The organism is Veillonella sp. CHU594 (assembly GCF_003992265.1).
Taxonomy (GTDB): Bacteria; Bacillota; Negativicutes; order Veillonellales; family Veillonellaceae; genus F0422.
In genome coordinates, this window is the sequence record NZ_RQVB01000009.1 from 68010 (window position 1) to 84285 (window position 16276).

A 16276-nucleotide genomic window follows, 5' to 3' on the forward strand; every position below is an offset into this window, starting at 1 on the left:
TGAAGAGTCCCCCAACATAGTACTTAATCTTTTACGATTTTATCTTTCATTTGTTTCAATGGACGCGTTAAATCAATATTACCATAAGTCGGCAAGGTCACTCCTTTTACCTTTACATACACCTTATGTACACCATCAAATTCCACTGCTGTATTGACGATAGATGCAATGCGAAGTGTGGCTGTTAAACCTGTAGCATCCTGTAAAAAGTCATCATTCAAAACCACTGTGACTGTATCATCATGTTTTGATGTTTCGACTACTTTTGTGCCTTTTGCAAAGACTGGATATTCTGCACGACCATCTTGCTCAATCATCAAATTTATGGCATCTTTTACCGTTTTACGCTCTTTATCAATCGTAAGCGGTTGTGGCATTACGCCTTTCCCATCTTGTCGCGGTACATAGACCACAATTTTTGTCATCTTATCCATCGCTTTTTTATCTTCTGATGTAGTCGATTGAACGGTTGTTTGTTTTCCTAGATCTAGTTTCAAATCTTGAGAATTACACCCCGCCAAAGCAATGACACAAACGCTCATCATAGCCACTAAGCCATAGCGTAATGATTGTTTCATGAATTAACCTCCAAAATAGATTTCCAACCCTTTTGCTAATTCATTAGCAAATTGTTGTCGTGTAGATGATTCTTTTAAATGACCTTCCTCCTTAGGATTTGAAATAAATCCTAACTCTACCAATATAGATGGCATAAAGGAGTGTCGTAATACATACAGATTTCCTGGTTGAATACCACGATCACCATTAAATCCACTATGATCAGCAATCTGACCTTGTACGGAAGAAGCTAGTTTTTTCGACTGCTCAGATCCGTCAAAATAGTAGGTAGCAATCCCACCTACATTAGGATTGGAAAAAGAATTAATATGAATACTGATAAATGCATCAGCTTGATTAGCATTTGCCACATTCACACGAGCTTGTAATTCATCAACACCACTCGCATGTGGACCATACACATCTACATCTGTAGTACGAGTCAAGATAACTTTAGCACCTTTCGCTTCCAGTATAGATTTTAAATATTCTGATATAGGCAAGGTCACTTGCTTCTCTTGTAATCCGGTTGGTCCAATAGCACCTGGATCACTACCACCATGTCCAGGGTCCAACACAATAATCTTACCCTTGATGCCACCAGATGTACGATAACTTACTGATTGTGGCACTGGTTTTTCTGGGATTGTTGGTAAGACAATTGGTTTTTTAGGTCCTTCCTTGGATTCTGTTTTTGCCGGTGAGTTTGCCTTAGGTTTCTCCACCTTAGCCACTGGTTTTGGTATTTCCTTAGGTACAACAGGTTTTACCTCTGCAGATGTAGTAGCTACCACTGGTTTAGCAGCTACAGCAGATTTAGCCTCCACTACAGGCTTTTTCCCATAGTAGTTTTCTCGTGGAGCCACCCCTTTTTTCTGAATATCCACCACCATACGGTATGGCTTATTATTTACAGTGTCTTTTTTTAATGTAAATACTTTTAAATCTTCTACATCAATAGCTTTTGGTGTTTCAATTTTTACTAGCGTATCTTGTCCTTGTTGTGAAAGTGTAGCACTTTTAGCAATACCATCATCCATCATAATTGATGTAGGTGCTCCTGCTAGAGTAGCATTTTTTAGCACTAATGTAGTCGATGTACCACTAGCACTAATAGAAGCCGTAGCATGAACAGGACTTGATAAACTAAAGACCATTCTCACAAAAGGAATTGGTGCATCATTTCTTGTCACCCAATGAAGATCTGTCACATTCGCAGCCTTCGTGACACCAAACAAAACTGGTAACACCAATACTAACATACCCAATAGGGCAAATAACTTACGCAAATATCTCACTCCAATCTGTATTGCACTGGATAGTTTTCTTTAGACAGTATCCTTATTATACCATACTTGTGAGCTATATACATGAAAAAGTAATGAAAGTTATTCTTTTTACAATTTTATCTAAAATCCAGAACTAGCATCTGCTTGTGTATTTCTAGAAAAGATTCACTACATTGAGCATTTCATACAGTATATAAAAAGAAAATAAAAAAGAAACATAAGTAGGCTTTATGTATCCATCAAAACTGACTATATTACATGCCTACCTATGTTTCTTACTTTTATATATACATGTTATATAGAGCTTTCCGCTCAATCATTCATAACCTACTTATAATCCTCTAATGATAAGAACCCACAAATATCTTATGAACTTATTATTTTAGGCGACTAAGCTGTTTGTTTTCCATTACGATTCATAATGTAGTACAATACAGCACCTACTACTAAGCCACCAAGTCCCCAGAATACTTTTTCCAAAGAAGATTGTGTTATCAACCAAACACTAACTACAATAGCTAATACTGGAATCACTGGTCCCATTGGAACACGGAACGTTCTATCCATATCTGGGCGTTTGCTTCTGAACACAAGTACTGCTAAGCATGTAGGTAAGTATTGAGCAAAACGAGATACTACGGAAATAGCTGCTAATTTTTCAAAACTACCAGTCCAAGATAATACAACTGCAAATACTACAGTGACAATAATAGCTACATAAGGAGCATCTTTTTTATTACGTTTGGATACTACTTTAGGAATCAGTCCATCATCCGCCATAGCTACCCCAGAACGTGGTGCCAAGAAGGAAGATGCTACGTTAATACCACCGATAGAAATCAGTGTACCTGCTGTAACAATTGCTTTCGCCAAAGGTCCCATGAACACAAAGGCTGCATCGGCTACAGGAGTTTTAGATGTAACAAGGGAATCACCCATGATACCAATACAAATCGCTTGAATTAAGATATATACAATAGATACCAGTGTTAATACAAGAATAATTGCTTTTGGCACATTGCGTTCAGGGTTTTCCATATCTTCCGCTGCTACCGCAATAGATTCAAAACCTGTGAAAGCGTAGAAAATAATTAAAGCTGCCGCTCCAAAGCTTGCTTGCGTCATATCTGGCACAGATTGCATTGGTTGGAAGTTAACACCTTTCACATAGAAAATACCTACTAGGATGAAGAAAATTAATGGCAACAATTTACCTATAGTTACGATATTATTGATAATTTTTGAAATCTTAACACCCATGATATTCATGATACCAAGTACCACGATAATCAATGTGGCAATCACATTTTTACCCATTTCTGTGCTTGCTGGTTCCCATACCGCACCAAGAGCAGTAGCAAAACCTACTGCCATAGCAGACCAAGCAATTGTTGCAATTGCCCATTTCATAAAACCAACTTCAAAACCTACGAAGTTACCAAATGCTTCCTTTGCATAGACATATGGACCGCCGTTCTTATTGAACATACCACCCATTTCGGCAAAACATAAGGCAATAGACATCACTAGTAGAGCATCGAATACGATAACCCATAAACTGTTGACGCCTACCAACGCAGCCGCTTTACCTGGAAGCAGGAAAATTCCTGTACCAATAATTGCATTCACCCCTAAGAGTATGATACTCATGAGGCCTAATTTGTTAGTTGACATAGTACTTCTCCTTATACCCTTGTGCTTACTCAACTAATACTAAACAAATGCTATATACTAGCAAGGATAACTAAACTATATAGGCTCACACATCTTAGTTACCCTCGTAAAAGTATAGCATTACTAGATTACCATTGCCAATAGCTATTGACCGTTAGATATTCTATCTTCAATCTATATCTCATTAGAACATAGCATGGGCAATAAAGTAACCTACTACACAGCTAGTGAACACTCCAATGATACCTGGAATAATAAAGCTATGATTAATAACAAATTTACCAATTCGTGTTGTACCAGAACGGTCAAAACCAATACATGCTAAGTCAGATGGATACGTTGGCAATACAAAGTATGCATAACATGCAGGTATGAAGGATAACACAATCAATGGATCTACGCCTACACTTAAACCCATTGGCACCACGATAGCGAGTGCTGCTGCTTGAGAGTTAACCAATTTAGAAATGATAAATAATACAAGTGCATAGGTCCATGGATGCTCTACTACCACACTCGATAGAGTTGTTTTGAATTGTGGAATATAGGCACCAAAATAGGTTTCTGCCATCCAAGCTACACCGTATACCGACACAACAGCAATCATACCAGATTTGAATACAGAACCACTTGTTACATCGCTAACTTTTACTTTACATACCAACAGAATTAAAGCTGCCATCACAAGCATAGCAATTTGAATTGTTGGAGTCATGGATAATGGTTTCCATAGACCTTTTGCATTAGGAACTAATGGCAATAATTGGTTAGGGAAACTACCGAATAAAGCAATGACCAAAATACCTAGTAAGAAAATGATGGTTGCCCAATATGCTGTGCGAGGAAGTTCTTTTACAACACTAGCTTCTTTATTCTCTTCATAGATATAGGCACGTTGTTCAGGATCTTGAATACGAGCTTGGAAGTCAGGGTCATTGGCCAATTCCTTACCACGACGCATACTCCATACACCAGCTACAATAACGCCAATAAATGTAGCTGGAATTGTAATGGATAAAATCGTTACCACGCTAGCTGGGAAGTTGACTGCCCCTAACATAGCTACTACAGATACAACGGCAACGGATGCTGGAGATGCACAAATCCCCATTTGAGAAGCTATGGATGCCACAGCCATTGGTCGTTCTGGACGGATACCTTCTTTGATAGAAATGTCATAGATGATTGGGAACATCGTATACACTACGTGTCCTGTTCCGCATAACACAGTTAAGAACCATGTTGTGATCGGCGCTAAAATAGTAATCTGTTTTGGATTGCTACGAAGAAATTTTTCTGCGTATACAAGCATGACATCCAAACCTTTGGAGGCTTGTAGAAACCAGAACACGTTACTACTGCCATAATCGTTAGCATTACATCAATTGGTGGTTTACCGGGTACAAGACCAATTACAAATACGTAAATAGCAAGACCGATACCAGATACAGCGGCCAAACCTAAGCCACCATGCCTTACACCAACAATTAAACAAGCTAACAATAGAATAAATCCGAATAAAATAATCATAAAATTACTAAATCCTTTCTAATAAAAAAATCACTTGTCGTATACATTATACGGCAAGTGACGTAATAAAAACAGTGTAAAACCACTTCTATAGGATATATTTTACATGAAAGTTAGTTATTAATTACATTCATTTCCACTAATTCTTCACAAACTCGGTTTGCTAAATGACGATTATGCGTAATCAGCACCAATGTCATATTGTGCTTATCTACTTCTTCTAAGATAACAGACCATAATTGCGCTTGTGTAATCGCATCTAAACTAGCGGTAATCTCGTCTGCTATCAATACTTTCGTCTGTGGTGAAAGAGCACGTAAAATAGAGATACGTTGTAATTGACCACCAGATAATTCATTAGGCCAACGAGACAACCATTCTCTTTCAATGCCCATACGATCCAATAAGGACTCTGGAATGTCCCAAGCTTCATCTAAACTCTTTTTGAGTTTCCATCTAGGGTTTAAGGCTTTTTCAGGATGTTGATAAATCAATTGAATCGGATTGTATCCTTGTATCTCCCGAATATCTTGCCCATCTAAGGTGACACTACCACTTCGTTGTAGCATATACCCAGCTAAAATTTTAGCTAATGTACTTTTACCATATCCACTAGGCCCCAGTAATGCAATACGCTTACCTTGTTCAATTTGTAAAGACACATCATTCAGTACAAGTTCATCCTCATGATACCCAAAGGTGAGATTTTTAATGTCTAACATCATATCCCTCCTTTGTCATCAAAAATTGTTCAACTTCTGCTTTAGAATAGTCTCTAAACTCATTCTGTGGTAATGCATTAAATAAAGCTTGTGTATACGGATGTGTTAACAGCTCTGGACTTTGAAAGTTTCTTGCCTTTGTCACATCAATTAAGCGACCATCATAAAATACAGCTACGCGATCTGCCACATGAATGGCCAAATCTAAGTCATGGGTGATGAGCATACAGCTTTTTCCTTCATTCGCCATATCACGGAACATCTGTAAGGCTTGCACAGCATCTTTCATTTCCATACCTGGAGTTGGTTCGTCTGCTACAATAAACTGAGCATGACTAATCAATGCTGTCGATACTAGCACGCGCCGTGCCATACCGCCAGATAATTCAAAAGGATACATACGGCTCACACCTTCACGCAATGCTAATTTAGCAAATACAGCTTCTTGTGCCGCCACATTTCCTGTTAGTCCAATAACTTGTTTTCCTACTTTCATGGTCGGATCCAAATAGGTGATCGACTGTGGTACTAGAGCCATCTCTGAACCACGATAGAGTTCTTGCTGTTTCGGAGTTAAAGGTTCTCCTTTATAAAAAATCTTCCCCTCCACAGTAGAGTTATAAGGCAATAATCCCATAATAGCGTGCGCTAATAAGGTTTTTCCTGACCCGCTGGCACCGACTACGGCTAATATTTCTCCTGTGTAGACACTCAATGATATATCCTTAATCCCCTGTACATGGCGTTTTGAAAGTTTCCCTTGGTACATTTCAAAAGTGACTGCAAGGTTCTCTACCCGCAATAATTCTTCTTTCATGAGAACCTCCTATCGCTGTGAATGTGCAGGGTCGAATAACTCTTTTAAAGCTTCTCCCAATCGATCAAAGAAAAATACCACAACCATTAATGTCATACCAGGGAAAAAGGCCAACCACCATAATCCTAAAGAGATATGACGAATCGATTCAGACAATATGATACCAATAGCTGGTAAGTCTAATGGTAACCCATAGCCTAAAAAGGTAATCCCTGCTTCATGCAAGATAGCATGAGGAAACAATAACACAAGGCCAATGATATATTGAGGTAAAATATGTGGCACAAAATGCTCTTTGGCAATACGGAAATAGGAATGACCATAATTACGTGCTGCCAACACATATGGTTCTTTACGAAGTTGCATGACCTCTGCCCGTATCAAGCGTGTTAAGCGAGTCCAATGTGTTGCCACCACGCCGATGACAACTCCTTTCATTCCGCCTCCTAAGGACACAGAAATCATGAGGATTAACAAAATATGAGGCACCCCCATACACAAATCAACGAGCCACAAGATAAAGGCATCAACTTTTCCCCCAAAGGTAGCAGATAAGGTTCCTAACACCAATGCTATACAAGAACTGACAAAAGCAGCCAATAAGCCTACTTGAATACTAATGGATAGACCTTTGATACAACGATATAGCATATCTCTTCCCATATGGTCAGTACCAAATATATATTGCAAGGAAGGCTCTGCATATTTATTACCATAATTGATTGCATAACTTTCTTCTGGCATAAGTGCCCCTGCAATGGTAATCAATACAAGGACAACAGATACAAAAGATGCTAACAGTAACATTTTTTTACGTCTTGTCCAAGAATGAACAGTCGATACTTCTATTACATCGTCATTCATATCTCATGTCCCCCTTTCTTAATTTCTGGATTCACCACTGCATACAATATATTAGCAATTAAATTGCCTACAAATACAAAGATGGCACTAAAAAATGAAATACCTAATAATAAAGGAACATCGCCTCGCAGACCTGCCAATGTCACTGCACTACCTAAACCAGGATAGGAGAATACAACTTCTGTTAAAATGGCACCTCCGAATAGTTCAGCAAAAGATGCAAAATGTAATGTAATCGCTGGAATCATCACATTCCTCAACCCATGTCGTAACACACGTTGCCACAGCGTTTCCCCTCTAGCTTCTGCAAATAACATATAATTACTGCCTAAGCAATCGATCATCTTTTGTCTCGTATGTAGAGTGATAGCAGATACACCCGTAACCGCTAAAGTTAATGCGGGTAAGACCACATGGTATAATCGCTCTGCCCATGTGACATCTGCCCCGATTTTACCAATGGGAGTGGATAAGGCAAAGGGAAACCATTGTAATTCCACTGCAAAAATAAATAGCACCACAATGCCTAACCAAAAGGTTGGTATAGATACGCACAACAAGGAAAACCCATTGATGATTTTATCAATCCATGTTCCCTCGTATACGCCACTGACGATACCAAAGAAAAACCCTACCAATCCAGCTAGTACCCATGAAAGCATCATTAACAAAAGAGTTTCTTGGAACTTCTCAGCAATGACATTAATAACAGGTTCATTGTAAAGGAAGGAAACTCCCCAATTACCTTGTAACAAGTCTGCTGCCCAAATACAGTATCGTTCTACTGGTGGCTTATCAAATTGCCAGAAAGCAGCCATAGCCGCTTTTTGCTCCTCCGTCACAGATAATCCCGAAAAGTACGCATCAATTGGATCAATCGGAGAAATAACTAAGAGCAAAAAGCTAACTACGCTGACAGCAAATATCAAAAGTACCACACGAATAAGTTGTTGTCTAATAAAAGACCAAATTTGCTGATTCATATGTGATCCTTACTATACTATTTCCATTGCCATTGAGAAAGATTTGCTATAATACCCATGCCTTGTCCACGTTGATTAACGCCTACATTACCTAGGTCTAGACCATCACGAACTAAATATGGAACGGATACATTGGCAATCCATAAATATGGTACATCTTCTTTTATACCTGTTTTTCCATCCCATTGAGCCAACTTAAATTCTTTAATCGCTTCATCCCAGCTGTTAGCTGCCAATGCCGCATCAATATGAGCATCTACTGTTGGATTGCTATACATAGCTGGGTTATTAATTACGTTTTTACCAATTTGGGAACTATGGAAATACATGTAAAGAGACAATGGATTAAAGTCACTAGAAGCCCAAATTGTAGGTACATTACGAGCAATTTTACGAGCATCAGACCATGCCATAGATTCCGCAATCATATTGATGCCCAATTTTTTTGCATCCGCTGCTAGCGCTACTGCTGTATTATAACGTTGTAAATCGTTGGAACGACCGGAAATTTTAAATTCAGCTTTTACGCCATTTTTTTCACGAATTCCATCACCATCTGTGTCTTTCCATCCAGCATCTTCAAGAATTTTTTTCGCTTCTTCTACACGATTATCTGTGATATTTAATTCTGGATTAACCCATGCTAGCTCTTTGGAATACATGTATGTTGGTTCACCAAATCCATTCAATGCATTTTTGATAATTTCTGCACGATTAATACCAATATTTAAAGCTTTACGAATGGCTGGGTCAGACGTAATATTATTACCTACTTTCATACCATTTTCTTCACGTTCTGGTTGTGTTGGAAGATTCAATGTAAAAGAAGCTATAGTTTGCATCGTAAATACTTTCATATTATCTACTTTTGCATTCGCATAGTCAGAGTTCAAGAATAACACATCCACTTGACCAGATTTAGCCGCTGCTACTGCAGCATCTTCAGCAATATTTAAAACTGTCACTTTTTTTAATTTTGGTTTTTCACCATAATAATATTCATTTGGTTCCATAATTAACTGTTGCTCTTTTTGGAATGCCACTACTTTCCATGGACCAGAACCAATTGGTTGTGAACCGTAAGTTTCTTTATTATACGCATGGGCTGGTACAATCCCCAATGTAGAAGTTATTTCAAGAAATAGAGACCAAGGTTTTTTCAATGTAAATTCTACCGTATAGTCATCTTTTGCCACGACTGATTCCATGAAAGTAAGATCTACATAGCCACCTGCCTTTTGTGCTGTTTCATAAGTAAATACAATATCTTTAGCTGTTAGTGGTTGACCATCAGAGAACTTAACATCATCACGAATTTTAAATGTATAATGCAAGCCATCTGGAGATATGGTTACATCTTTCGCTAAATCCATTTCCAGTTCTTTTTTATCATTTCTTGTATATAACGCAGAGTGGAATGGATCCGCAGCCCACATACCCCATCCACTAGTAGGGTCATAACCACCATTAATCATATATTTCCCCATGGAAATAACAATTTCTCCCTTGGCTGCACGATCAGCTCTCGCCTGATCTGTATTGCCACCGCAACCAGCAATCATTAAAAATGCCATAATCGTGGTTACAAGCATAAATAATCTTTTTAACATAACGTACGCCCTTTCAAAAATAAAATATTTATACCCTAAACTTAAAACCTATATCCTCCTTTCGAATAAAACATAATGATTAAACGGATATATAATTAATCATCTTTATAAAAAATCCATAGTGCACCTATCGTATAAAAAAGATACCCTCTTCTTATATAAATTAGGTAACCACTATTGATTACAAACATCATAAAACAACTTTAGATATATTCTAAAAGACTTTATGAATTAAAACTTTCTAATATCTTATCAGTTCTTTCACCTATATGTAATTATCTTTAATCTTACAATACACGATCGTCATACGTCAAATAACTTTCGGTTATACGTGAGAAATAAATATATTCTCAAATTAAAAGAAACATAAGTAGTATAAAAGACCATCTATAAATATATATACACGCATCCATATACTAACTTATGTTTCTTCTCTACTTAATTAACATATTTTTACTTTTTCTTTCCAAAGAAAAAAGATACTACAGCAATGACAATCACTGCACCAATGACTGAAGGAATCAAAGCCATCCCAGCTAAGCTTGGCCCCCAAGTGCCAAAAATTGCTTGTCCCACAGAAGAACCTATTAAGCCTGCAATAATTCTAGCAATAATACCCATAGATCCAGCTTTTTTAGTAATTTTACCTGCAATAAATCCAATCAATCCACCAATAATACATGACCAAATCATACTACCCCTCCTTTATAAAATATATATATTTATATGAAAGCACTATACTTAGTAGCTTCTGTAATAAAGATCTCAATTGTATTCTACATCAACTGTGATGATTAATCAAATTCGCTTCCCTCGAACTCTTGGACATCCACTGATATAGGCCGATCTAATGCTTACTGCATGGCTTCACTCCTAGTAAGCAGCGCCACAGCTTCTGTATGATACGTCTGCGGGAACATATCCACTGGTTGAACTTTCACCAATTGGTAGCCCTGTTTTGTCAGTATTTCTATATCTCGTGCCATGGAGGATGGGTTACAAGACACGTACACTATCCGTTCTGGCCCCATCCCAACAGCAGCATGTAATACATCTTCTTTGCAGCCTGCACGGATGGGATCGAATACAATCACATCTGGCTTAATGCCTTGTTTATACAACTTAGGCATTTCCACCGCTGCATCGCCTACGATAAATTCTGTATTATCGTATCCATTTCGTTCTGCATTCTTTTTCGCATCTTTGATGGCAGGCTCAACGATTTCAATTCCAATGACATGTTTTGCTTTGTGAGCCAAGAACAAAGAAATAGTTCCTGTTCCACAATACGCATCTATCACCATTTCATGGCCTTTCAAGTCCGCAAATTCCAAAGCTGTATCATATAGTACCGTGGTTTGTTCTGGATTCACTTGAAAGAAAGAATGCGGTGACAATTGAAAGGACAAATCTTTGATGTAATCTGTAATTTGGTCTTTTCCATAAATGGTACGATTCGTAGGTCCTAAAATCACATTCGTTTGTTTTGGATTGTGATTCACTACGATGGATGTTACCTGTGGCAATGCTCTTACGATACGGTCTACCAATTCCGATTCACGAGGAATATTCGCTGTGCGACTTACGAGGATAACCATCCATTCATCTTTCCCAATACGACCCACAACATGACGAATGACACCTCTTTCCGTATACTCATCATAAGGTTCGATTCCCAATTTATTCATAGCTTCATAGCAAACTTTACGAATCTCATCATTGCCTACATCTTGAATAGGGCAATGTTCATGGTTAATGATGCTATGGGATCCCTTTTGATAAAATCCCATACGAATTTTGTCTACGGTGCCACCTACAGGCATTTGCATTTTATTCCGATACCGCCAAGGCTGCTCTGGGCCTATGCAAGGTAATACCAAATTGGGGTCACATTTAGCAATCCGTTCGATAACGGCTTTCACAGATTCTGTTTTTAGTCGCAATTGTTCTGTATAGGACGCATGTTGTAATTGGCAGCCCCCACAATTGCCATATACCTTACATTCTGGGGCCACTCGCTCTGCAGACGGTGTGAGCACCTCTACAATATCTCCTACAGCATAATTCTTTTTGACTATGGTAATCTTCACTTGCACCATTTCATTCGGTAAAGCATAGGGCACAAATACTGTAAACCCTTCGTATTTGCCTACCCCTTCGCCACTACTGCCGGTGCCGTGAATCTCTATCGTATATGTATGTCCAACGCACACCGGTGCTTTCTGTTGTTTCTTCTTCTCACTCATCTATATATCCTTATACACAATGTAATCGTTTGTATCAATGTATGTCTTTTTATTATATCATTTTTATATGTTCTTTACACGACTCCTTACATCATTGGTAGTGAAAGCAACTCATTGTATTCTATAACCTGCTCCTCTCAAAAAAGAAAAAGCATACAGCCTCCATCATGGAGACTGTATGCCTATGTATCACACTCTTTTTCAAAACTAGTATGCCTTATGTTCTAGTGCATTGAGCTGTTACTTTTACCAATACCAGTTTATTTCACTAAACGATTGCGAATGATCGCTGCTCCTAATACCAATACGACACATCCAACATGGAATGGCAAGCTATATGGTTCAATATATGGTGCTGCCATTGGATCATGTTGAATCATGCTAGCAGAGACCCATCCTAGGATACCACCACCTGCGTATAGAATAACAGGGAATTTATCAATCAGTTTTACAAAGATAGTACTGCCCCAAACAATAATTGGCACTGTTACTAACATACCAGCTACTACTAGCCCAAAATGACCTTCTGCTGCTGCCACAACGCCTAGCACATTATCGATGCCCATCACACCATCAGCAATGATAATCGTAGCAATAGCGCCCCAGATATTATCTTTTGCTTCAATATTGTGTTCATTATCGCCATCTTTCAATAAGGAATAGCCAATCCAAAGCAACATAATCCCACCAACAATGCGTAATGCAGGAATATTATCTAAAGCTTCAATAAACAAAATGGCCATCACTAGACGCAAAACAATTGCCCCTGCTGTGCCCCAGAAAATAGCACGTTTACGCAAATGTTCCGGCAAGTTTTTAGCTGCCATACCAATAACGATAGCATTATCGCCAGCCAATAATATATCAATAATAATAATTTGTAAAATTGCTAATAACCCTTGTGTTGATGTAATATCCACCATATCCTCCTATATTTACTACTTAGAATACATTTTATTATAGCATAGGGAACCCATAAAACAAAGGATAGCCAATTCTCTGAATCAGCTATCCTCTATATTAGTAACAACTAAATTACTCTAGTTCCTACCTCTTTATTTTTGTGTAATAACACGTTTGCAATTAGATGTTCTTTCTGTTTTACAACAAATCAATGACTTCTCTAATCTAAAATATATACTTTTACTGTTCGACGACCAAATTGGATGGCCTCATTATAGCTATCCATAGCCAAATCAATGCGATGACCTATAATAGCACCACCTGTATCATCCGCTACAGCATAACCATATCCTTCCACATACACTTCTGTTCCTAATGGAATTACATTAGGATCTACCGAAACATACCCACGGCGAAGTGCGTTGCCTCTAGCTGTATGTGTACCAGATTCATAACTTGAATAGGCACTAGCTTCCATTTCTAATGTTTTTTTATAGCTTGTTGGTTTGCCTCGTTTGATAGATAATTTTGACCATGTAGCACTATCAACAGTTCCTGTCACTGGTAATCCATAATGACGCTGGAAACGAATCAAAGCTTCTTTAGTTCCATCCCCAAAGACACCATCAACAGCTCCAGGAGAAAATCCACTATCTACTAATTTAAGTTGTACTTCTTCTATGTTGCGACCACGATCACCAAACCGTGATACTTCTACACTACGGGTATTTCGAGATGCTTGTTGCCCCTCAAAGTGTTTTTGATTCTCTAGTAAAGCACGCATTGTTTCTTTACCTACTCTACCGTCTGGAGTTAACCCGTGTTCTTTCTGAAAGACGAGTACTGCGTATTCTGTATTATTCCCAAACACTCCATCTGCTGTATCAAGCAAATAGCCTTGGGCTACTAACAACGCTTGTAACTCTTCTACCTCTTTACCGCGATCACCACGTCCAGATGTTGCCAAGGCTGTCACCATGGTACATACCATCAGGAGAATCGCTAGGAGAGTTATTTTTTTCACGATGTTCACCTCATATCTAAATGCTTATACATTTTACCATTTTTTGGGAGATACGTCAAAAAAACAGGACTTTTTTAACACTTTAACACCACTTAGTACCTATTTTTATTATATTTTTCCCACATGTGGTATAAATCTCTCCCCATAGGAAATACCACCTACTACATATATACACTAAAAATGTTAGTTTTCCTCATTTTCTATAGTAAATATGCATAAAAATAGGGTTGCTATACTAAATTGGTATAATAGATCATTTCAATATGATGTGATACAAAAGTTTTACATATTAAAATAATCATAATAAATAATATTTTAAAATTGAAGAAGTTAGAATTATATCTTGAAAAATAATTATAACAAAAAAGCTCACTAAAATGACTAATCATCATTCAAATGAGCTTTTCACAATACATCTTTAAAACGAGATTATTTAAAACGCCGTAATGGTTGCAAGCAATCCAAAGATAATTCCCGGCAAGTTTGCTACTGCCAAAGGATAGTCCTTTTTTTCTTTTAAAAGTCCGTAACTTGCCCATATGATACAGTTAATCGTCGCTGCCAAGGGCTGCAGAAAAAATGTTTTATTCCCATCCAAGTTTCCCATGATTTGCGGAACATAAGACACATACATCATTACTGAAAGGAATGTTCCAAGCCATCCTAACATTTTTAAATTTTTTTCACTCATTCTATTATCTTCCCTCTTATAAGATCAATTAACTTAAATATTTTAGTAGTATATCACAAAATGCTAGGAAATCAATACTTAAATTTAAGTTTTTATATAATATCTATGAAGTAGTCAAACATTTGTGACACAACCCTAAACTTTCTGGTATAGAATCTCTCCCCATCAATCTTATGACTTCGCTCTATCTTTCCATTTTGCCACGGTGAAAATAAACCTAATAAAACCGTAGTAAAAGTATCCTCTTACTACGGTTTTAATATAGAGTCAATCGGATCTATTGCCTACTATTGCAACTATTGTGGACCTTCTCCAGCAATAATACGCTCTGCCTCTACGGTAGATAAATCATAATGCATGAAGTTTTTATAGAAATCTTGTGTTTCTTTCACTAGGTTAATATCTCCAAATAATTGTGGTTGGATGATTTGACCTGCCCATAAGATTTGTAATGCTGATTCAGCACTGTATCGGTCCCACTTGAATGTTCCTACAGGATTGCTATATACACGACCCATTTGAACTGCTTTAATACCACTCCATTGTGGGTCATTCATAATTTTTTCAATAGCTGCTTTGGAGTTCACATCACCTATAATGATAATATCTGGGTTAGCTTTGATGATTTCTTCCATGGTTAATGTAAGCCCACGACCTTTTTGTTCGATCGCATTGATACCACCCGCATAGTGAATCCATTCATCAATAATTGTTTTAGTGCCATCTACTTTAAGTAAATTTTCACCTGTAGCAATATGCATCACTCTTGGACGTTCTGCATCGGTTAACACTTTCGTTTTTTCTTCTGCTAAAGCGATATTTTTATCTAAATACGCATTGTAACTCTTAGCAATCTCTACCGCATTACCGCCTAGAATATCTGCGGTCATGGATACTACATTGCGAAGTCCTTTATAGTCAGTAAACTCCATATGCACTGCTGTAAAGCCGCCTTGACGGACTTGTTCTGCTTGCTTTTTACTATTTACAATAATTACTTGTGGTGATACTTTTTGTAGTTCTTCTAATTGTAAATCAAAGCCAAAACGATCTGGCGCAGCAATGTTTTTAATATTTGGATAAATATGTGAGAACCAAGGTAATGTTTGTACATATTGTGTAGTAGCAACTAATTTATCTGCCCCACCTAGCATCAACATAACTTGATTATTCGCTGGCCATAAGTCAGCAATTCGTTCTACATGTGTTGGTAATTGAACTTGAGTGCCACCAATATCGGTGATAGTATGTACTTCTTGCGTTGCTCCTTTTGATGCATTTTCTGTGCCACAACCAGCTAACAAGCCGATGGAAATCAGCAATGCAAAGAGCATAGTAATAATTCGTTTCATAACGTCTCCTAAC

14 protein-coding genes and 1 pseudogene are annotated in these 16276 nt (G+C 37.7%); all 15 read right to left on the reverse strand.

Annotated features, from left to right (window positions below):
• Positions 1–23: 23 nt before the first annotated feature.
• Positions 24–578 (reverse strand): GerMN domain-containing protein, encoded by a 555-nt coding sequence (locus tag EO111_RS06875; RefSeq protein ID WP_009353602.1) that lies wholly within the window; start codon positions 576–578, stop codon positions 24–26.
• A gap of 3 nt (positions 579–581) precedes the next feature.
• The gene (locus EO111_RS06880) at positions 582–1847 is read right to left on the reverse strand and encodes an N-acetylmuramoyl-L-alanine amidase (protein WP_127011104.1); all 1266 of its coding nucleotides are present in this window, start codon (positions 1845–1847) and stop codon (positions 582–584) included.
• A 390-nt stretch (positions 1848–2237) separates the two neighbouring features.
• Positions 2238–3521, reverse strand: a complete 1284-nt coding sequence (locus EO111_RS06885; protein ID WP_127011105.1) for an APC family permease — start codon at positions 3519–3521, stop codon at positions 2238–2240.
• 184 nt (positions 3522–3705) lie between these two features.
• Positions 3706–5051: pseudogene (locus EO111_RS06890) on the reverse strand (anaerobic C4-dicarboxylate transporter).
• Positions 5052–5164: 113 nt separating this feature from the next.
• Positions 5165–5773, reverse strand: a complete 609-nt coding sequence (locus EO111_RS06895) for an ABC transporter ATP-binding protein (RefSeq protein WP_127011106.1) — start codon at positions 5771–5773, stop codon at positions 5165–5167.
• On the reverse strand, positions 5760–6590 hold the full coding sequence (locus EO111_RS06900) for an ABC transporter ATP-binding protein (RefSeq protein WP_127011107.1): 831 nt from the start codon (positions 6588–6590) through the stop codon (positions 5760–5762). The genes EO111_RS06895 and EO111_RS06900 overlap by 14 nt, the downstream gene beginning before the upstream one ends.
• A gap of 9 nt (positions 6591–6599) precedes the next feature.
• Complete coding sequence (locus EO111_RS06905) at positions 6600–7454, reverse strand: ABC transporter permease (protein ID WP_127011108.1); 855 nt, start codon at positions 7452–7454, stop codon at positions 6600–6602.
• Positions 7451–8437 (reverse strand): ABC transporter permease, encoded by a 987-nt coding sequence (locus EO111_RS06910; RefSeq protein WP_127011109.1) that lies wholly within the window; start codon positions 8435–8437, stop codon positions 7451–7453. Before EO111_RS06910 ends, EO111_RS06905 begins: the two co-directional genes overlap by 4 nt.
• A 17-nt stretch (positions 8438–8454) precedes the next feature.
• On the reverse strand, positions 8455–10047 hold the full coding sequence (locus EO111_RS06915) for an ABC transporter substrate-binding protein (protein ID WP_164723928.1): 1593 nt from the start codon (positions 10045–10047) through the stop codon (positions 8455–8457).
• A gap of 453 nt (positions 10048–10500) precedes the next feature.
• Entirely contained in the window at positions 10501–10740 is a 240-nt protein-coding gene (locus EO111_RS06920) for a GlsB/YeaQ/YmgE family stress response membrane protein (protein ID WP_009354058.1), read from the reverse strand.
• 161 nt (positions 10741–10901) lie between these two features.
• Positions 10902–12293 (reverse strand): 23S rRNA (uracil(1939)-C(5))-methyltransferase RlmD, encoded by a 1392-nt coding sequence (gene rlmD, locus EO111_RS06925; protein ID WP_126941200.1) that lies wholly within the window; start codon positions 12291–12293, stop codon positions 10902–10904.
• 260 nt (positions 12294–12553) lie between these two features.
• A complete protein-coding gene (locus EO111_RS06930; RefSeq protein WP_082717820.1) occupies positions 12554–13213 on the reverse strand; it encodes a TerC family protein in 660 nt (219 codons plus the stop codon).
• A 203-nt stretch (positions 13214–13416) separates the two neighbouring features.
• A complete protein-coding gene (locus tag EO111_RS06935; RefSeq protein ID WP_305798498.1) occupies positions 13417–14220 on the reverse strand; it encodes a peptidoglycan-binding protein in 804 nt (267 codons plus the stop codon).
• A 433-nt stretch (positions 14221–14653) separates the two neighbouring features.
• Positions 14654–14911, reverse strand: coding sequence for a SemiSWEET family transporter (locus EO111_RS06940; protein WP_062403139.1), 258 nt, complete (start codon positions 14909–14911; stop codon positions 14654–14656).
• Positions 14912–15207: 296 nt separating this feature from the next.
• Complete coding sequence (locus tag EO111_RS06950) at positions 15208–16263, reverse strand: ABC transporter substrate-binding protein (protein ID WP_206168562.1); 1056 nt, start codon at positions 16261–16263, stop codon at positions 15208–15210.
• Positions 16264–16276: the final 13 nt, after the last annotated feature.